General features: G+C 59.6%; 16 protein-coding genes and 1 tRNA gene. 10 read left to right on the forward strand and 7 right to left on the reverse strand.

Annotated features, from left to right (window positions below; genetic code table 11):
• Nucleotides 1-75 precede the first annotated feature (75 nt).
• A complete protein-coding gene (locus tag ATY78_RS03690; protein WP_088680993.1) occupies nucleotides 76-852 on the forward strand; it encodes a glucose 1-dehydrogenase in 777 nt (258 codons plus the stop codon).
• 51 nt (nucleotides 853-903) lie between these two features.
• Here the strand turns inward: ATY78_RS03690 and ATY78_RS03695 are convergent, their stop codons facing one another.
• The 4 genes from ATY78_RS03695 to ilvA all read right to left on the reverse strand — a co-directional run bounded on the left by ATY78_RS03695 (nucleotide 904) and on the right by ilvA (nucleotide 5,583).
• Nucleotides 904-2,097, reverse strand: coding sequence for an MFS transporter (locus ATY78_RS03695; protein WP_088681042.1), 1,194 nt, complete (start codon nucleotides 2,095-2,097; stop codon nucleotides 904-906).
• A 344-nt stretch (nucleotides 2,098-2,441) separates the two neighbouring features.
• The gene (locus tag ATY78_RS03700) at nucleotides 2,442-3,710 is read right to left on the reverse strand and encodes a GGDEF domain-containing protein (RefSeq protein WP_088680994.1); all 1,269 of its coding nucleotides are present in this window, start codon (nucleotides 3,708-3,710) and stop codon (nucleotides 2,442-2,444) included.
• Nucleotides 3,711-3,968: 258 nt separating this feature from the next.
• A complete protein-coding gene (locus ATY78_RS03705; RefSeq protein ID WP_088680995.1) occupies nucleotides 3,969-4,295 on the reverse strand; it encodes an HlyU family transcriptional regulator in 327 nt (108 codons plus the stop codon).
• Between the two features lie 37 nt (nucleotides 4,296-4,332).
• On the reverse strand, nucleotides 4,333-5,583 hold the full coding sequence (ilvA, locus tag ATY78_RS03710; RefSeq protein WP_088680996.1) for a threonine ammonia-lyase: 1,251 nt from the start codon (nucleotides 5,581-5,583) through the stop codon (nucleotides 4,333-4,335).
• 214 nt (nucleotides 5,584-5,797) lie between these two features.
• Between ilvA and ATY78_RS03715 the strand changes: the two genes are divergently transcribed.
• On the forward strand, nucleotides 5,798-6,163 hold the full coding sequence (locus tag ATY78_RS03715) for a VanZ family protein (RefSeq protein ID WP_088680997.1): 366 nt from the start codon (nucleotides 5,798-5,800) through the stop codon (nucleotides 6,161-6,163).
• Nucleotides 6,164-6,550: 387 nt separating this feature from the next.
• On the opposite strand, the gene ATY78_RS03720 is transcribed toward ATY78_RS03715, so the two are convergent.
• Nucleotides 6,551-6,635, reverse strand: a tRNA-Leu gene (locus ATY78_RS03720).
• 148 nt (nucleotides 6,636-6,783) lie between these two features.
• Here ATY78_RS03720 and ATY78_RS03725 point away from each other — a divergent pair.
• The 8 genes from ATY78_RS03725 (at nucleotide 6,784) to ATY78_RS03755 (ending at nucleotide 16,684) form a co-directional block, all read left to right on the forward strand.
• The gene (locus ATY78_RS03725; RefSeq protein WP_088680998.1) at nucleotides 6,784-7,557 is read left to right on the forward strand and encodes a competence/damage-inducible protein A; all 774 of its coding nucleotides are present in this window, start codon (nucleotides 6,784-6,786) and stop codon (nucleotides 7,555-7,557) included.
• A gap of 96 nt (nucleotides 7,558-7,653) precedes the next feature.
• A complete protein-coding gene (locus ATY78_RS03730) occupies nucleotides 7,654-8,496 on the forward strand; it encodes a universal stress protein (protein ID WP_088680999.1) in 843 nt (280 codons plus the stop codon).
• 204 nt (nucleotides 8,497-8,700) lie between these two features.
• The gene (gene gpt / locus ATY78_RS03735) at nucleotides 8,701-9,195 is read left to right on the forward strand and encodes a xanthine phosphoribosyltransferase (RefSeq protein ID WP_088681043.1); all 495 of its coding nucleotides are present in this window, start codon (nucleotides 8,701-8,703) and stop codon (nucleotides 9,193-9,195) included.
• A gap of 195 nt (nucleotides 9,196-9,390) precedes the next feature.
• On the forward strand, nucleotides 9,391-9,972 hold the full coding sequence (locus ATY78_RS03740; RefSeq protein WP_088681000.1) for a hypothetical protein: 582 nt from the start codon (nucleotides 9,391-9,393) through the stop codon (nucleotides 9,970-9,972).
• A 583-nt stretch (nucleotides 9,973-10,555) separates the two neighbouring features.
• On the forward strand, nucleotides 10,556-14,371 hold the full coding sequence (locus ATY78_RS03745) for a vitamin B12-dependent ribonucleotide reductase (protein WP_088681001.1): 3,816 nt from the start codon (nucleotides 10,556-10,558) through the stop codon (nucleotides 14,369-14,371).
• Nucleotides 14,372-14,451: 80 nt separating this feature from the next.
• On the forward strand, nucleotides 14,452-15,828 hold the full coding sequence (locus ATY78_RS03750; RefSeq protein WP_088681002.1) for an SIR2 family protein: 1,377 nt from the start codon (nucleotides 14,452-14,454) through the stop codon (nucleotides 15,826-15,828).
• Between the two features lie 95 nt (nucleotides 15,829-15,923).
• A complete protein-coding gene (locus ATY78_RS28420) occupies nucleotides 15,924-16,148 on the forward strand; it encodes a hypothetical protein (protein ID WP_210191790.1) in 225 nt (74 codons plus the stop codon).
• Between the two features lie 62 nt (nucleotides 16,149-16,210).
• The gene (locus ATY78_RS03755; RefSeq protein ID WP_088681003.1) at nucleotides 16,211-16,684 is read left to right on the forward strand and encodes an MEKHLA domain-containing protein; all 474 of its coding nucleotides are present in this window, start codon (nucleotides 16,211-16,213) and stop codon (nucleotides 16,682-16,684) included.
• A gap of 18 nt (nucleotides 16,685-16,702) precedes the next feature.
• Here ATY78_RS03755 and maiA read toward each other — a convergent pair whose 3' ends face one another.
• Entirely contained in the window at nucleotides 16,703-17,335 is a 633-nt protein-coding gene (maiA, locus tag ATY78_RS03760; protein ID WP_088681004.1) for a maleylacetoacetate isomerase, read from the reverse strand.
• The gene (locus ATY78_RS03765; protein ID WP_088681005.1) at nucleotides 17,332-18,357 is read right to left on the reverse strand and encodes a fumarylacetoacetate hydrolase family protein; all 1,026 of its coding nucleotides are present in this window, start codon (nucleotides 18,355-18,357) and stop codon (nucleotides 17,332-17,334) included. The genes maiA and ATY78_RS03765 overlap by 4 nt, the downstream gene beginning before the upstream one ends.
• Nucleotide 18,358 lies beyond the last annotated feature (1 nt).

Below are 18,358 nucleotides of genomic sequence, written 5' to 3' on the forward strand. Positions count from 1 at the left end.
AAAGATTACAGTCATAATCCTTATAGATAACGATCATAATCCAGATCGTTGTCATTTCCAAGAGGAGCATGAATCATGCGTCTAAGAAACAAGGTCGCCCTGATTACCGGCGGTAACAGCGGCATCGGTCTTGCGACCGCCAAGGTCTTCATCGATGAGGGCGCCAGGGTCGTCATCACCGGCCGCAATCCGGAAACGCTCGCTGCCGCCGAAAAGACGCTCGGCGCCGGCGTTTTGGCGTTGCAGGTCGATGTCACCGATGCCGCCGCCACCGAAAAGGCCTTCGCGGAAGCCGCCGCAAAGGTCGGCAAGTTCGACATCGTCTTCGCCAATGCCGGCATCGGCGGCGCGACACCGCTCGGTGACACCTCGCCGGAGCAGTTCAACCGGATCATCACCACCAATCTGACAGCGGTCTTCTTCACCGTGCAGGCGGCCCTGCCGTATCTCAATGACGGCGGTTCCGTCATCCTCAACGGTTCGGTGCATGCCGTGCTCGGAGCTCCCGGCTGGTCCGCCTATGCGGCCACCAAGGCGGCGGTCCGGGCGATGACGCGCAACATGGCGTCAGAACTCGCGCCGCGCGGCATCCGCGTCAACCAGGTCACTCCAGGCGCCACGAAGACGCCGATCTGGTCGCCGATGGCGCCAACGGAAGACGCAATGTCGGTGCTCGAGACCCGTATGGGCGGCCTCAGCCCGCTTGGCCGCATGAGCGAAGCCGACGAAATCGCCAAGGCAGCGCTCTATCTGGCCTCTGACGATTCAGCCAATGTCACCGGCATCGAAATCACTGTCGACGGCGGCATGACGAGCGCGCCCTCCGGCGCCAAGATCTTCCGCGCTGCCTGAACAAGCAGGGCCGGGCAAGTCGAACCTGTCCGGCCCCGCGAATGCTCCGCCTTAGCTTACATGGATTGCACGATGGGCAACCCGAAACAGGACGATCCCAAAATTCAGCATGGCAAGCAGGAGCAACACGTACAGCATGGTCTGAATGCCTGATGAAACGATGAGTTTGCCGGCGATCAGCGGAAAACCGAAGACGCCGATGAAATAGGCCAGCGAGAATAGCAGCAGCGATTGCGGCATGAGGCCGGCCGGCGCTTCATTTGCGGCAAGGCCGTTGATGACGGAATAGGTCAGCCCATATCCCAGCCCCAGCATCGCCGCCGCCCCCAGATAGACCAGATGACTCGATGTCACCGTCAGGAACAGCGCGATCGATGCCAGCGTCAGGCTCGTCAGAACCAGAAGCGAATAGAACGGGTCTCTCTTGACCACATATCCCGCCACGAACAACCGGCTCAAGATGGCGGAGGACATGAAACCAATGAAGAAAAGCGAGTAGTCGAACCCATGCGCCTTGGCGTAGCTGGTCTGAAAGCTGGACAATCCGCCGAAAATCGCGCCGCCGATGCCGACCATGACGATGGAGTACATAGCCCGAGAAGCGATCACCTGGCGCGCCGCGCCAAACGAGATCTTATTGACATGGGGCAAAATCTTGCCGGCATTGGTCAGCCTGATGTGGAGCAGGAAGTAAAGTGCGCCGCCGGCAAGGCTGGAAAGGGACGCAAACATGAAGGCCGTCTCGATCGGCATGGACCAGCCGGTAGCAAAACGGCCGATGATCGGGCCAGCGCCGATGCCCGACATCATCGATCCGGAAAGCAGCGCAAAAAACCTGATCCGGTGCTCCGGCTCGACGATCGCGGCGACCAGCAAGGGGCCGAGCGCATAGAATGTGCCCCAGCCTATCCCGAGAATGAAACCGACGGCCATCAGGCTCAATCCCGCTGACGGGACCATGGCAAATCCCAAGCCGGATGCAGCAAGAAACAGCCCGGAAAACGCCACTGCCCGCGCAGAGCCGATGGCATCCGCGATGTGACCGGACAGGATGACGAGAATGACGGTGCTGACGGTCGCCGCCGAGATGATCAGACCGGCCAGCGCCTCGTCCCCGCCCCGCTGGCCCACCAGCATGGGGATCAGGAAGGTTACGCCATAGGCGATCGAAAGGAGAAACCCTCCGATACACAAAACGGCAAATTCGCCGCCATCGACCCGCTGCTGTGCAACCGCATCACTCATGTTTCCAAGCCCCTCGCAAGACAATTCATCGGAATGTGCGGCAATGGAGATCACGTTTGTATTTTCCTAACAAGCCGTTTTCATCTTGTCCGTAACCTATTGAAAAAACGACATTCATAGGGAATACATTTCTGTTTATTCAACATCGTCAACACGATGGCGAGCACTCCATCCGATCGACATGCTGGAGGGGCGACTCGTCCGCTCCCTTGCTGGGGCGGCGCGCCGTACTTGGAAGAATATCTATGGGCTGGCGGGGTTGCTGCCAAATGGGAAGCTTACCGGGGCAAGGCAAGCTTGCACGGGCAAGACGAGCTTGCCTGGGCAAGACGAGCTTGCCTGGGCTAACCGAGCCTCACCACGCCGGAACGGCCGACGACGCAGTTGCGGCCGCTCTTCTTGGCTGCATAGAGCCTGCCGTCGGCCGCCGAGAGCACCGTGGTGAAGCTGCTACCGTCCTCATCGGCGGTGGCAACGCCGATGCTGACCGTCACCGGCGTGTCATCCGGCGTCTTGACGCTGGTCGCGATCGTCCAGCGCAGACGCTCGGCAAGCAGCAGCCCTTCCTCATGGTTCGTACCGGGGCAGACGGCGACGAACTCTTCGCCGCCGAAGCGGAAGATACGGTCGCTGGAGCGCAGCGTCGTGCCCAGCCGAGTGGCGATCGCCTTCAGCACCTCATCGCCCTGTAGATGACCGTAGCCGTCATTGACGTCCTTGAAGTGGTCGGCATCGATGATGAGGACGGTGGCGGATAGTCCCTGCCTCAACGCCTCGCCGACCATCAACGGCGCTTCCAGCTCCATGCGGGTACGATCGTAGACGCCGGTGAGCATGTCGCGGCCGGTGCGTTCCAGAAGATCGTTGTAGCGCTCGCGGAAGGTCAGGTCGCCGAACACGTCGCTGATGGATCGGGCGGAGGCGTCCGCGCCGACGCGACGGATGTGATATTCGTAGATCGCAAACATTGCCGCATAGAGGCAGACGGCAAGCATCTTCGCCTTCCAGCCGCCCCAGAATACGGCGGTCGGCACGTCCAGGAAGTAATGCAGCGCGGCGAAAAAGCCGACCTGATCGAAGGTCAGCAGCGCAAAGCCCGAGATCATGAAACGCAGAACGACACGCCGGCGGAAAAAATCCCCGAGCTTTTCGTAGAGCAGGATGATGCCGAGCGAATCGATATAGAGTAGCGCCGTGCCCCAGATCATCAGCCAGCCCATCTCCTTGAGGAAATCGACGTCGGGCGTGTGGCCCGCCGACATCTGCAGCGGCTGATGTATCTGCAGCACCCAGGCGATACCGACCGTTAGGAGATTGCCGAGGAAGAGGCCGTAGATCGGCTGGCGCACCGTCGCGGCATCCTCCTGCAGATAGAGCATCAGGATCATCATCAGCTTGCCGGAGAAGAAGACGGATGAGCCGGGCGACACGTCTCCGAACGGCAGCGAGACGTAGAAGACCGCCGCCAGATAGGTTTCCATGAAATGCATGACGCCGAGCGCCGTCAGAAAAACCCCGAGGCCGAGCCGGTGGCGAAAATGCAGCAGCGTCACCATCAGCACGAAATAGGCGACCGCTTCGACGACGAAGAGAGCGAGGTTGAGCGTCGCCATTACGACATCCCGGCTTCCGGCGGGCGCTGCCAGCCCCCTGCCGGCGTGGCGATCGCGGCGGCGGTTCCTGTGGTCGATCGTCCGAAAAAGTGAAACACGAGGGCAGCCCTGCAAATCCTGCAGGCGGCATCTTTCACCGCAATCCTTTAAGATTAGGTATGCAAGATCACGCGGCTCGGATGAGCAGCCGGCTCATAGGCTTGAAAAGCAAGGAAATTTCCGGCCGGTACGATCCCGATCCCATCCGGGATCGCGATTTCAGACCTGGCGAACCTTCTCGCCGTCGCCAAAAAGCGACGAACCGTGCTGATCGATGATCTGCTGCGCCTTGCGCACCGTGCATTCGATCGCATCATCGGAGGAGGAAAACATGTCGGCGCGGATGAAATTGCGCACCAGCACCTCGTCGCCGACCTTCTTTTCGATGCGGCCGGCAAGGCGATACTGGCCACCTTCCTTGCGTGGTTCGGCATAGATCGTGCAATCGGCGTAAAGCTGCGGCTCGCCGGAAGGACCTGCCGCTTCCGCAGCCGGTTTGCCGCCGCCGGAGAACATCGAAATGATATTTGAAATGAACGAAGCCATGAGCCGTCTCTAGCACGGCGGCGGCGCAATCGCCAAGTCAAATGATCAGGTTGGCGAGGATCTCGTTTTCGGTGATGTCCTCGTAACCCATGCCCGCAGCTTCGAAATTTGCGACCAGCCGGGCGAAATTGTCCGGCGCCTTCGTTTCGATGCCGATCAGGATCGAGCCGAAATTGCGCGCCGATTTCTTCAGATATTCGAAGCGGGCGATATCGTCGTCGGGGCCGAGCAGATTGAGGAAATCCCGAAGCGCGCCGGGACGCTGGGCAAGCCGCAGGATGAAGTATTTCTTCAGCCCTGCGTAACGCATGGCTCTTTCCTTCACGTCAGGCAGACGCTCGAAATCGAAATTGCCGCCGGAGACGACGGCGACGATCGTCCTGCCGCGGATCGCTTGGGCGTCCATCGCGGCGATCGCCGTCAGCGACAGCGCGCCTGCCGGCTCCAGCACGACACCCTCGACGTTCAGCATCTCCTGAATGGTGACGCAGATGGCATTTTCCGGCATCAGCCGCACCTGCTCGGCCGGAAAATCGCGGAGTGCCGCAAAGTTCAGGTCGCCGATGCGAGCCACCGCGGCGCCATCGACGAAATTATCGACCTTGGCAAGCGTCGTCACCTCCCCCGCCTCGATGCTGCGCCTCAAGCTCGGCGCACCAGCGGGCTCGGCGAAGACGAAGGCGGATTTCGGCACGGTGCCGTCGAGATAACCGGTGATGCCGGCGGCAAGGCCACCGCCGCCGACCGGCAGGACGACCATGTCGGGCACTGCTCCCTGCGGCAGTTGCTGCATGATTTCGGCTGCGACCGTCGCCTGCCCCTCGATGATATCGGCATGGTCGAAGGGCGGCACCATGACGCCGCCGACTGCCTCCACGTGCTCGCGCGCCGCCTGGTAGCACTGGTCGAAAAAGTCGCCGAACAGCCGGATGGTGATGAATTCGGCGCCGAACATGCGGGTCTTGTCGATCTTCTGCTGCGGCGTCGTCACCGGCATGAAGACAACGCCCGGCACGCCGAAATGGCGGCAGACATACGCAAAGCCCTGGGCATGATTGCCGGCCGAGGCGCAGACGAAGGTCTTGGCCGAAGCGCCCTGCCCGATCGCCTTGCGGAAGAAGTTGAAGGCGCCGCGGATCTTGTAGGAGCGTACCGGCGACAGGTCTTCCCGCTTCAGCCAGATATCGGCCCCGCAACGGGCAGAGAGATGATCGTTGAGCTGCAGCGGCGTTGCCGGAAAGAGGCTGCGCATTGCCTGTTCGGCGCTTTCGACATCAAGTCTCGTCACGGGCGTGGTCCAATTTTACATTTAGCCACCCCGCTATCGCACAGCCCGGCCGGCAAAAGAAAGCCCGTTTCGCCCGCTTGCGGTTCGTTCGCGACCGGTTCCCGCCCCGGAGCGATCTCACTCGCCGAAAGGCTTTCTTAAACCAATCGCGAAATTGGCGGCACATGAACTGATTTTAACTGTCAATGAAAGGGCCGGCCATTAATATGAGGCCATGACGACACTCAAATTCGCAAGACCGCTCGCCTGGCTCCTGCTCGCCTCGATCATCTTCATGACCGTCTCGCCCATCGGGTTGAGGCCGGAAACCGTGACGACCGTCAATACCGACCGCGCCGGCGCCTATGTGGTCCTCGGGCTCGCCTTTGCGCTTGCCTATCCGAAACAATGGAAAACGGTGGCGGCGCTACTGATCGTCGGCGCTGTCGCCATTGAATATCTGCAATATTTCGCGCCGACCCGCCATGCGCGCCTGCATGATGCCGGCATCAAGGCAGTGGGCGCCGCCATCGGGCTCGTGGCCGGCTGGGTGATCAACAAATGGCGCGAGGCGAGAGCGCTTCCGCTGGCAGAACAGTAATTATCGTCAGCAACGGACCACGTACAATCCCGAAGATCGATTCGGGATCGTGCGGATTGAAACGTGATAGATCGTCCTTAGCGCGTCTTCCTGGGATGCGCTAAGGACGATCTAGAAACCGCGCAGTTGAACCGCCCAGAAGAACAGCGATATCGCGGCCATCGCAGTTCCCAGAACAAGCGCGGCACTGGTTTTGAAGATCCGGATGCGCCGAGTCTTAGTCCCACTCCAATCGTAAACCATCGCCTTACTCCCACAAGACAACACTTACTCAACCGTCGCGGCGCAATGCTTGCACCGAAAATGCCTTTGTCAAGCGATAACCCGCCTTTATGCACAATATACAGGCATATTCAATAGCAGCCTATTCAAATGGGATTATGAAGGTGGTGCGGGCGACGGGGATCGAACCCGTACAGCCAAGGCCGAGGGATTTTAAGTCCCTTGCGTCTACCAGTTTCGCCACGCCCGCTTGCTGCGTTTTCAATATCTTGCGTCATTGGCGATGGGAAGAGCCGCGAGGCGTAAAAATCATGCCTCATTCGAACGCATTGGGCGGCTGTTTGCAAAGCGGCCGAAGGACGCTACCTATTTGCGAGCTTCACATCACGGAACATCCCATGAGCCACGACATCGTCACCGCCGCCATGCTCGCCATCGGCGACGAGCTTCTTTCCGGACGCACCAAGGACAAGAATATCGGCCATCTCGCCGATCTGCTCACCCTTTCCGGCATCGACCTCAAGGAGGTGCGCATCGTCGCCGACGAAGAGGAGGCGATCGTCGAGGCGCTGAACGCGCTTCGCGGCAAATATGATTACGTCTTCACGTCAGGCGGCATCGGGCCGACGCATGACGACATCACGGCCGATGCCATCTCCAAGGCTTTCGGCGTGCCCTGCGAACACGACGACGCGGCAATGGCGCTGCTTGCCGATATGTACAAGCGCCGCGAAATGGAGTTCACCGAGGCGCGCCAGCGCATGGCGCGCATGCCGCGGGGTGCGGCTCATATCGCCAATCCCGTCTCGACGGCGCCGGGCTTCATCATCGGCAACGTCTATGTCATGGCCGGCGTGCCGCAGGTCTTCCAGGCGATGGTCGACAACGTGCTGCCGACGCTTCGGACCGGCACGCCCGTGCTTTCGCTGGCGATCGCCTGCCCTTACGGCGAAGGCGAGATCGGCACGCCGCTGACGGCGATCCAGAAAGCGCATCCGGAAACCAGCATCGGTTCCTACCCCAGATATGTCGGCCAGAAATTCTTCACCGAGATCGTCGTGCGCGGCCGTTCGCAGGCGGTGATCGATGCGGCCGGCGCCGAGGTGCAGGCGATGATCGAGACCATCCGCCGGAGGAAGGATATCGCCGAAAATCATTCCGCCGAGGCTTAGGAGAGCCGGCCATCCTTGATTGACATCAAGGAACTGGAGAAGGGTCCGGTGCATTCCTTTCCTCGCGCAAACCATTTCAGCGCAAGGAGAATTGATATGTCCTACAAAACCATTCTCGCCATTCTCGATACGGCGGACAATAGCGGCGCCGTTGCCGATTTCGCCTTTGCCATCGCCGCCGAAAGCGGCGCCCATGTGATCGGCCTTCATGCCGAAACCATCTCCGCCGTGCCGCTGGTGGCGCCGATGGAAATTCCCGACCCCGTCGCCGTGCAGGCGCTGCAGGACATGGCGCACAGCGAAACGGTCGCGGTGGAGCGCATCTTCCGGGAGAAAGCGGCCGCAGCCGGCGGCTCTTCCGAGTGGCGCAGCTTCGCCACATCAACCGGCTACGGCTCCTCGCCGCTGCTCGAAAGCGCCCGCAGCGCCGATCTGCTGATCGCCTCGCAGGCCGATCCCGCCAAACCCTCCGACAGCCACGTCGACGTCAACAGCTTCCTCTTCGAGACCGGCCGGCCGGTGCTGATGATCCCCTATATCATTCGCCAGCCCAAGCCGATCAAGCGTGTGCTGATCGCCTGGAACGGCTCGAAGGAGGCGGCACGCGCGACCTTCGACGCGCTGCCGATCCTGAAAGCGGCCGACGAGGTGGAAATCTTTTCAGTCGATCCGGCCGAAACGGCGCTGCAATCGCCGTTGACGGCAGGCGCCGAGATCGCCGCCACGCTTGCCCGTCACGGGGTAAAGGCGACGCTTTCCACGGCGGAGAGTATCGACAAGCACACGTCTGATGTCATCGAGAACCGGCTTTCCGACAGCAGCATCGATCTTCTCGTCATGGGCGCCTACACGCATTCCTGGCTCTGGCAGACGATCTTCGGGGGCACGACGAAAACCGTGCTGCAATCGATGACGGCGCTGACCCTGTTGTCGCGATAACCGTTGCTCTTGCGTTTTGCCGGCAAATCCCGCTAATTGCGGCGACCGATGACGGCTTCGCGCCTCGGCACAGCTCGCGCGCTGCAGCTCGCGATCTCGCGCAGCAGCATCTCGCGCGATTTCCCGTTTTGCCGATCGCCGCGTCAAGCCCGTCCGGTCGCCGGTAAACGGCGTGTCGTTTCCATCATGCCGCGGAGCAGCCCGATGTCCCTTCCCGATAAAGCCTTTCCCGTTTCCTGGGATCAGTTCCACCGCGATGCGCGTGCGCTTGCCTGGCGCCTTGCCGGCCTCGGCCAAACCTTCAAGGCGATCGTCTGCATCACTCGCGGCGGCCTCGTTCCGGCCGCGATCATTTCGCGCGAACTGAACATCCGGCTGATCGAGACTGTCTGCGTCGCCTCCTATCATGATTATGTGAACCAGGGCGACATGGTGCTGCTCAAGGGGATCACGCCCGAGCTGACCGAAAATGACGGCGAAGGCGTGCTCGTCATCGACGACCTGACGGATACCGGCAAGACCGCGGCACAGGTGCGCGCCATGCTGCCGAAGGCGCATTTCGCCTGCGTCTACGCCAAGCCGAAGGGCGTGCCGACCGTCGACACATTCGTCACCGAGGTCAGCCAGGATACCTGGATCTATTTCCCCTGGGACATGGGTTTCACCTATCAGGAGCCGATCGCCAAGGGCGCACGCTGACCGCCGCCGGCAGCGGCGCGTGATCCTCGCAATTACCACTTGAAATTGTTCCAGATTTTGTCCGCGGGGTTGCCTGATTCCGCTACCGGGATTCCCGCACCTATTTTATTTTCTTCTCATAGACGCGGTGGTTTGAGAATCGTGTCAGGTTGCGCTTAAAACGTGCAAACTGTTGATGCGATACGGGGAAGCAAAATGGCGCGGTGGGGGCATCTCGGAGCAATTCTGTCGGTCGGGCTGGCGGCATGTGTTTTTCCCGCCCACGCCGAACCTGCCTATGTGCCCCTCGTGCGCGACTATGTCGAACAGCGGATCAGGCCCTTGGTCGAGACGCCGCTGGTGCTGAGCGCCATTGCCGAGCAGAATGCGAAGTTCGTCAATGTCAGCGAAATGGATATGCGGGTTCTCGACGAAGCCTACCGGTCGGAGATCGGTCAGGACCACCTGCAGATGGTCAAGCTGCTGCTCGACAAATCGGTCTCGCACTACCTGAAGGCCAGGCAGGACGCTTCGCAAGGGGCGATCGTCGAATTTTTCGTCACGGACGCGCATGGGCTGAATGTCGGGCAGAGCATCATCACCGCCGACTACTGGCAGGGCGACGAGGAGAAATACCTCAAAACCTTCGCCAACGGCTCCCGCGAGATCTTCATCGACCGGGCGGAACGCAACGAATCCACGCAGATGCTCGAAACCCAGGCGAGCTTCGTCGTCCTCGACGAAGCGGACAGGCCGATCGGCGTGGCGATCGTCACCATCGCCATCGATGCGCTCTGAAGGCGCTCGCAGGCGGGGCGAATCGGTATGCGCATTTGCATCGAAAACGCCATCACAAGATTTGCCGCAAGGCGCTTTTTTGCTGCCGCGCCGTTTTCCTTAGCCGGCAGCGCCTGCAAGCCATTGTAATTTCAACATTCCCCGGCTTTCCCCAATCTCCACAGGCGCATCCACAATATGTTGTGGTTACCATTCAATTAAGAGCCAGCCCTTGACGGAATCACCTGTTTCAAACTTTATTGTGACTGATGTTGCGGCGGCGACAGGACCGGAGGTAACGAGCCCGGTTCCCTTTTGAAAAACAGGACGCAGAATCAGGGTTTTGCACCGGGAGCGGTTCAGGCCCGACAGGATTTTTGCGCGGTTTTCAGCCTCCAAAAAAAGCGGCGTCGGGACTGGCGATAATAAGCTGTTAATACTATATTTAGCGTTTGCAGCCACCATCACCACAAGATACAGGAAGACATCTCTCCGGATGACACCCCTGTCACAATACGGAAACGAGGCTGGCTGCACGACGACAATCTGCCGCCGGATAGGAAATTTGCGCCCCGGGGACGGGCGCCAACGCGAGGTCAAGACTATGCGCATCGAACGTCGTTTCACGAAGGCCGGCCAAGGCGCCTATGCGGATATCGAATTCCGCAAGGCGACGAGCGAGATCAAGAACCCGGATGGGTCGATCGTCTTCCGCCTCGAGAATATCGATGTCCCCGCGCAGTTCTCGCAGGTCGCCACCGACGTTCTGGCGCAGAAGTATTTCCGCAAGGCCGGCGTTCCCACCCGTCTGAAGAAGGTCGAGGAAAACGACGTTCCTTCCTTCCTGTGGCGCTCCGTTCCCGATGATGCCGCGCTGAAGAACCTGCCGAAGGAGGAGCAGACCGGCTCCGAAATCGATGCGCGCCAGGTCTTCGATCGTCTCGCCGGCACCTGGACTTATTGGGGCTGGAAGGGCGGCTATTTCTCTTCGGAAGAAGATGCGGCAGCCTTCAAGGACGAGCTTGCCTATATGCTCGCCACCCAGCGCGTCGCGCCGAACTCCCCGCAGTGGTTCAACACCGGCCTGCACTGGGCCTATGGCATCGACGGCCCCGGCCAGGGCCATTTCTACGTCGACCCCTTCACCGGCAAGCTGACCAAGTCCAAGTCCGCCTACGAGCATCCGCAGCCGCATGCCTGCTTCATCCAGTCCGTCGAAGACGACCTCGTCAACGAAGGCGGCATCATGGATCTCTGGGTGCGTGAAGCCCGCCTCTTCAAATACGGCTCCGGCACCGGCTCCAACTTCTCCATGCTGCGCGGCGAAGGCGAAAAGCTTTCCGGCGGCGGCCGCTCCTCCGGCCTGATGAGCTTCCTGAAGATCGGCGACCGCGCCGCCGGCGCCATCAAGTCTGGCGGCACGACGCGCCGCGCCGCCAAGATGGTTGTCGTCGACATCGACCATCCCGATATCGAGGAATACATCAACTGGAAGGTTAAGGAAGAGCAGAAGGTCGCGGCCCTCGTCACCGGCTCCAAGATCGTCGCCAGGCACCTGAAGGCGATCATGAAGGCCTGCTTCAATTGCGAAGGCGGCGATAGCGGCGATTGCTTCGACCCGGCCAAGAACCCTGCCCTGAAGCGCGAGATCCGCGCCGCCAAGAAGGACCAAGTTCCGGAAAACTACGTCCAGCGCGTCATCCAGTTCGCCCGCCAGGGCTACAAGGATCTCGAATTCAAGACCTACGACACGGACTGGGATTCGGAAGCCTACCTCACGGTATCGGGCCAGAACTCCAACAACTCCGTCTCGATCAAGGACGACTTCCTGCGCGCCGTCGAGAATGACGGCGAATGGAAGCTGACCGCCCGCAAGGACGGCCGGGTGATGAAGACGCTGAAGGCGCGCGATCTCTGGGAAACGATTTCCTATGCCGCCTGGGCTTCGGCCGATCCGGGCATCCACTTCAACACGACGATGAACGACTGGCACACCTCGCCGGCCGGCGGCCCGATCCGCGGCTCGAACCCGTGCTCGGAATACATGTTCCTCGACGACACGGCCTGCAACCTCGCTTCGCTGAACCTCTTGCAGTTCAAGGACAAGGCCACCAAGCGCATCAACATCGGCGATTACGAACATGCCGTTCGCCTGTGGACCGTCGTGCTCGAAATCTCGGTCATGATGGCGCAGTTCCCGTCGAAGCGCATTGCCGAACTCTCCTACGAATACCGCACGCTCGGCCTCGGCTACGCCAATATCGGCGGCCTGCTGATGTCATCGGGCATTCCCTACGACTCCACCGAGGCCCGCGCCATCGCCGGTTCGCTGACGGCTGTTATGACCGGCATCTGCTATGCGACCTCAGCCGAAATCGCTGGCGAACTCGGCCCCTTCCCGAACTTCGCACCGAACCGCGAGAGCATGCTGCGGGTCATCCGCAACCATCGCCGCGCCGCTTACGGCGAAACCTCCGGCTATGAGGCGCTGTCGATCGATCCGGTGGCGCTGATCCATTCGGAAAACCCGGACCAGGATCTTGCCGCCCATGCCAAATCGGCCTGGGACAAGGCGCTCGAACTCGGCGAAAAGCACGGCTACCGCAATGCCCAGGTTTCGGTCATCGCGCCCACCGGCACGATCGGCCTCGTCATGGATTGCGACACCACGGGCATCGAGCCCGACTTCGCCCTCGTCAAGTTCAAGAAGCTCGCCGGCGGCGGCTACTTCAAGATCATCAACCGCGCCGTGCCCGAAGCGCTGCGCACGCTCGGCTATTCGGAAAGCCAGATCGCCGAGATCGAGGCCTATGCCGTCGGCCACGGCAACCTGAACCAGGCGCCGGCGATCAACCCGTCGACGCTGAAGGCCAAGGGCCTGACCGACGAGAAGGTGGAAGCCGTCAACGCGGCGCTGAAGAGCGCCTTCGACATCAAGTTCGTCTTCAACCAGTGGACGCTCGGCGCCGACTTCCTGAAGGAGACGCTGAAGGTTTCCGACGAGCAGCTCTCCGACATGAGCTTCAACCTGCTCGACCATATGGGCTTCTCGAAGAAGGACATCGAAGCCGCCAACATCCATGTCTGCGGCGCGATGACGCTGGAAGGCGCGCCCTTCCTCAAGGCCGAGCATCTGCCGGTCTTCGATTGCGCCAATCCCTGCGGCAAGATCGGCAAGCGCTACCTCTCGGTAGAAAGCCATATCCGCATGATGGCGGCTGCCCAGCCCTTCATCTCCGGCGCGATTTCCAAGACGATCAACATGCCGAACGAGGCGACCGTCGAGGATTGCAAGAACGCCTATATGCTCTCCTGGAAGCTCGGCCTGAAGGCGAACGCCCTCTACCGTGACGGCTCGAAGCTCTCGCAGCCGCTCAACGCCTCGCTGATCGAAGACGAGAACGACGAGGATGCGCTGGAGGAACTGCTGCAGGCGCCCGTCGCCGCCCAGGCCGTCACCGTCACCGAGAAGATCATCGAACGGGTGATCGAGCGTGTTTCGCGTGAACGCGAGAAGCTGCCGAACCGCCGCCAGGGCTACACCCAGAAGGCCGCCGTCGGCGGACACAAGGTCTATCTCAGAACCGGCGAATTCGGCGACGGCCGCCTCGGCGAGATCTTCATCGACATGCACAAGGAAGGCGCTGCCTTCCGTGCGATGATGAACAACTTCGCCATCGCCATCTCGCTCGGCCTGCAATATGGCGTGCCGCTCGAAGAATATGTCGAGGCCTTCACCTTCACCAAGTTCGAGCCGGCCGGCATGGTCATCGGCAATGATGCGATCAAGAACGCCACCTCGATCCTCGACTACGTCTTCCGCGAACTCGCCGTCTCCTATCTCGGCCGGCACGATCTCGCGCATGTCGATACGTCTGATTTCTCGAACACGGCACTCGGCAAGGGCATCCAGGAAGGCAAGACCAACCTGCTCTCCACCGGCTGGACCCGCGGCTACAAGCCGACGCTGGTATCCGGCACCGGCAGCGAACGCCAGGCGGGCGAACCCAAGGGTGCCGCCACCGCCGCCCCTGCCCGCGCCGCCTCCACCGGCACCGTGACCGCCTTTGCCGGCAGCGCTGCCCGCAAGCTGGAGCCGACGGTTGCCATCTCCACCTCCGAGATCGTCGCCTTCAAGCGCGATTACGAGGAGCGCGCCAAGGAATTGGCGGAAGAGATCGCCGAAGAGGTGACCGAGGAAATCACCAGCGACGCAACGGCCCTCTTCTCCGACAAGGCCGCAGCCGACGCCGCCTCGGCCAAGACGGAAGCCAAGAAGATGGAAGCCGAACGCCGCCAGCGCTCGATCATGCAGGGGTATACGGGCAACATGTGCTCGGAGTGCCAGAACTTCACGATGGTGAGGAATGGGACTTGCGAGAAGTGCGATACTTGTGGGGCTACGAGTGGGTGCAGCTGAGCAGGCTTATCAGATCCAGCGCCAGGTCTAGCCACCCACCGCTAAACTAAATTCTCCAGCGTAGTTTAGCCGATTACAATATGAAGCGCCGTCACGGTATAGACGGGCGGCGCTTCTTCGGAGCTAGGATCATGTCGGAGTGTGGCTGTGCATTTTGTCGCGATGAAATAGAATTTAGCTTGCCGCCAGATTTACTAGATAGACTGGTGGCGGGTCGATGCGTCATATTCGCAGGCGCAGGAATAAGCACTGAGAACCGCACTCATTGCAAAACTACGTTTTACGAACAGATCCAGGCAGAGATGAATATCTCTGATTCAAGTTTAGACTTTCCAACCTTAATGACCAAGTATTGCGACCGGGTTGATGGGAGAATTAATCTCATAAAAAAGATACGAGAGCGGATAGAATATTTTCGTTCGTTCCGCGGATTTTATGTCCCAATGACTCGTTTTCATAGAGCGTTACGACCGCTTTATATGATTGAGGACGTGATTACGACAAATTGGGACGACTTCTTTGAGGAAGAAAGCGGGCTTCGTCCGTTTGTGTACGACCAAGACTTGCCATTTATTGAAAGCTCCGCTCGACGAATAGTCAAAATACACGGATCAATAAGCAACGCCGGTTCAATCGTCGCAACGAAAGATGACTACAACCAAGCGTTACGCAGATTAGAAAAGGGTGCCCTTGGAGCATACCTCAAGACATTACTTGCTACAAAAACAATCATATATATCGGATACTCCCTACGAGATTCGAATTATCTTTCCATAATAAAGTCACTCAGCAAGATTATGGGGAAATTCTCTCGCTCTGCCTATTTTGTATCACCAAATATAGACCGTGATTATCTAAAGTCGACTGGCTTGAATCTTATTCCCATAGAAACGGACGGATCGTTTTTTCTTGAGCAACTGCGGATACACATCAATCGCAAGCTCTGCGAGCAACACCAAATAATAGATGATGAGCGATTTGATTTTTGCGAAGAATTCCTCCTCTATGTCAATGAGGCCCATCATCACGCGGCAGATGTTTTTATTGAAACGCGCAAACCGATTATGACTTTGGTGCTCTCCTACCAAGATGGGCTCCAGGATGCACTTATGCGCATCAAGGACACACGCTCAAGCGGAGAATATTTCCAGTCGGAACGGGTCAGATATCTTATCCACGCTTACGAGAAAAAAGTTGAAACGTACGTCGCTGCGTCCAACTACTGGGATGCCTGCTACTGTCGTGGATATCAAAATGGTCTGATGCTGCTTCTTGCCACTGGCGAAGCTGGCACCCCTCCTTTAGTTGACTTATGCTTTGCGGACAACATAAATACTGTTCCAAAGGCACTTCGCATGGCTCGCAAACGAATTCCGAGCGCCGTATTGGACGAGATAGAAAGAATAATTGAAGGAATCGGCGTAGGCCTTGTTCCTGAACATCTTCCTTATGTTTAGTCCAAGGTATGTGCATATAATATCGACTGAAGCGAGTAGAGAATTTCCGTCGATCGTATCGATCGCCTTACCATCCTCTGCGGCGAGTTCTTCCGTTGTCCAGCCTTCGCTTGGGCTCGCAGTGTTCGACGTTCAAATCAATCTCCAGCCCGACGTCATGCCGGCGATTGATGTGGAAGCGCGAGAAAGCAGTTAACGCATACGCCGATTTCGTCGCGGTTTTGTTTGCCGCTGCGATTTCATCGTTCGGCGCATCTGCCGTCAATGTCAACGATACGCTTGAAATCGGCCATATTAATCCCAAGCTGCGGGCGTTGTAGACCTATGCAATGACTATCGACTATGTCTCATGCATGAAAATACTTCACCAACAAGGCATTTCATGACGTCCCACTACGACATTCCTCCCTGCCCCGCCCTTAGAAACGACCCCGATTTCTTCTCGCTCCTAACCGGAAGCTACGCCCGCATCGTCGGCTGCCCTCTCGTCGAGGACGGCCAAGGCCCAGACTGGCTTTACAACGACGCCCCCTTCGTCGTTCTCGCCCACAATACCGAGCCCGATCCGCGCTTCATTTACGCAAACCGGACCGCGCAGAACTGCTTCGAATACAGCTGGGATGAATTCATCGCGCTGCCTTCGCGGCTTTCGGCCGAGCAGCCCGATCGTGCCGAGCGGCAGCGGTTGCTGGATGCCGTCACGCGTGATGGTTTTGTCGAGAATGGGCGTGGTGTCAGGATCGCGAAATCGGGGCGGCGGTTCTGGATCGAGGACGTGACCGTCTGGCAGCTCATCGATGAGGCCGGGCGGAGGTTGGGTCAGGCTGCGAAAATTTCTTCGTGGCGGGACGTGTAGTGTTGCCGTGTAATGAAGCTACGGTTTCACCCGGTCGGGATGCGCCGCCTCAAAGGCGGGCAGTTTGGCGCATCTCGCGTCGATCTCGACGATGCGTTTGAAATCGGTCATCTCGACGCCCCAGCGGCGGGCGTTGTAGACTTGCGGAATGAGACAGAGGTCCGCCATCGTGGGCCGGTCGCCGAAGGTGAAGTCTCCGGCGCTTTCGCCGATCATGGCCTCCACCTTCCCGAGCCCAGCGGCGATGAAGTGTTTCATCCATTGCTCGCGGGCGTCGGCCTTGTCTGTCATGGTCATGAGATGCGCTGTGACATGCATGTTGCATATCGGGTGGATGTCCATGGCGACCGCATATGCGAGGGCGCGCACTTTCTGGCAGTCGGCGATGTCAGCTGGCAGCAATCCCGATTCCGGCCGAAGCTCGGCCAGATATTCGATGATCGCCAGTGATTGCGTCAGCGTTTTCCCATCGATCACCAATGTCGGCACGAGCCCTTGCGGGTTGAGCGCGAGATATTCCGGCGTCTCGTGTGCGCCCTCCAACAGATTGACGGGCACCGTCTTGTAATCGATGCCCAGGAGATTGAGGGCGATGCGGACGCGGTAGCTCGCCGACGATCTCCAGTAATCGTAGAGAACGACCTCGCTCATGCCTCCCCGGCTCCCGCGTATTTTTCGACCGTCTGCTCGATCGCCCCGAAGATGGAATGGCCGGCCTGATCCTTCATCTCGATGCGAATCCGATCCCCGAACCGCATGAAGGGTGTCTTCGGCGATCCGGTCTCAATGGCCTCGATCATCCTGAGTTCGGCAATACAGGAGTAGCCGTTTCCGCCCTCCTCCACCGGCCTGCCCGGGCCACCGTCCAGCTTGTTGGAGACGGTTCCGGAGCCGATGATCGTGCCGGCCACGAGATTGCGCGTCTTGGCGGCATGGGCGATCAACTGGCCGAAATCGAAGGTCATGTCGATGCCGGCATTCGCCTTGCCGAATGCCGTGCCGTTCAAGCTCACGAGCAACGGCAGATGCAGCTTGCCGCCATCCCAGGCCTCACCGAGTTCATCCGGCGTCACGGCGACGGGAGAAAATGCCGATGCGGGCTTGGATTGGAAGAAACCAAATCCCTTGCCCAGTTCATCTGGAATGAGGCCGCGCAGCGACACGTCGTTGACGAGCATCACGAGGCGGATCGCGCTTCGAGCGGCTTGCGAACCGGAGCCCATCGCCACGTCCCCGGTGATGACGGCGACCTCGCCCTCCATGTCGATCCCGTAGGCTTCGTCTGCCGCCAGGATCGGATCGCGCGGCGCGAGGAAACCGTCCGAGCCGCCTTGATACATCAGCGGATCGGTCCAGAAGCTCGCCGGCATCTCGGCGCCTCGCGCCTTGCGCACCAGTTCGACATGATTGACGTAGGCCGAACCGTCGGCCCATTGATAGGCCCGCGGCAGAGGCGATGCAGCATCATGTTCGTGAAAGCGGATCGTCGGCTGGGCGCCGGTCTCGATGCCTTCGGCAACCTGCTCAAGCCTCGGCGCCACATGCTCCCAGTCATCGAGCGCTGCCTGCAGGTTGCGGGCGATGTGGCCGACCTCGGAGCAGCGGGTGAGATCGCGGGACACGACGACGAGGCGGCCGTCCCTGGTGGAGTCCTTCAATGTCGCGAGTTTCATG

This window comes from Rhizobium sp. R635 (genome assembly GCF_002211285.1).
GTDB lineage: Bacteria > Pseudomonadota > Alphaproteobacteria > Rhizobiales > Rhizobiaceae > Rhizobium.

Bases quoted from the DNA above. Each gene is read 5' to 3' on its own strand.
- ATY78_RS03690 (WP_088680993.1), top strand. From the start codon at position 76: ATGCGTCTAAGAAACAAGGTCGCCCTGATTACCGGCGGTAACAGCGGC.
- ATY78_RS03695 (WP_088681042.1), bottom strand. From the start codon at position 2,097: ATGAGTGATGCGGTTGCACAGCAGCGGGTCGATGGCGGCGAATTTGCC.
- ATY78_RS03700 (WP_088680994.1), bottom strand. From the start codon at position 3,710: ATGGCGACGCTCAACCTCGCTCTCTTCGTCGTCGAAGCGGTCGCCTAT.
- ATY78_RS03705 (WP_088680995.1), bottom strand. From the start codon at position 4,295: ATGGCTTCGTTCATTTCAAATATCATTTCGATGTTCTCCGGCGGCGGC.
- ATY78_RS03715 (WP_088680997.1), top strand. From the start codon at position 5,798: ATGACGACACTCAAATTCGCAAGACCGCTCGCCTGGCTCCTGCTCGCC.
- ATY78_RS03725 (WP_088680998.1), top strand. From the start codon at position 6,784: ATGAGCCACGACATCGTCACCGCCGCCATGCTCGCCATCGGCGACGAG.
- ATY78_RS03730 (WP_088680999.1), top strand. From the start codon at position 7,654: ATGTCCTACAAAACCATTCTCGCCATTCTCGATACGGCGGACAATAGC.
- gpt (WP_088681043.1), top strand. From the start codon at position 8,701: ATGTCCCTTCCCGATAAAGCCTTTCCCGTTTCCTGGGATCAGTTCCAC.
- ATY78_RS03740 (WP_088681000.1), top strand. From the start codon at position 9,391: ATGGCGCGGTGGGGGCATCTCGGAGCAATTCTGTCGGTCGGGCTGGCG.
- ATY78_RS03745 (WP_088681001.1), top strand. From the start codon at position 10,556: ATGCGCATCGAACGTCGTTTCACGAAGGCCGGCCAAGGCGCCTATGCG.
- ATY78_RS03750 (WP_088681002.1), top strand. From the start codon at position 14,452: ATGAAGCGCCGTCACGGTATAGACGGGCGGCGCTTCTTCGGAGCTAGG.
- ATY78_RS03755 (WP_088681003.1), top strand. From the start codon at position 16,211: ATGACGTCCCACTACGACATTCCTCCCTGCCCCGCCCTTAGAAACGAC.
- maiA (WP_088681004.1), bottom strand. From the start codon at position 17,335: ATGAGCGAGGTCGTTCTCTACGATTACTGGAGATCGTCGGCGAGCTAC.
- ATY78_RS03765 (WP_088681005.1), bottom strand. From the start codon at position 18,357: ATGAAACTCGCGACATTGAAGGACTCCACCAGGGACGGCCGCCTCGTC.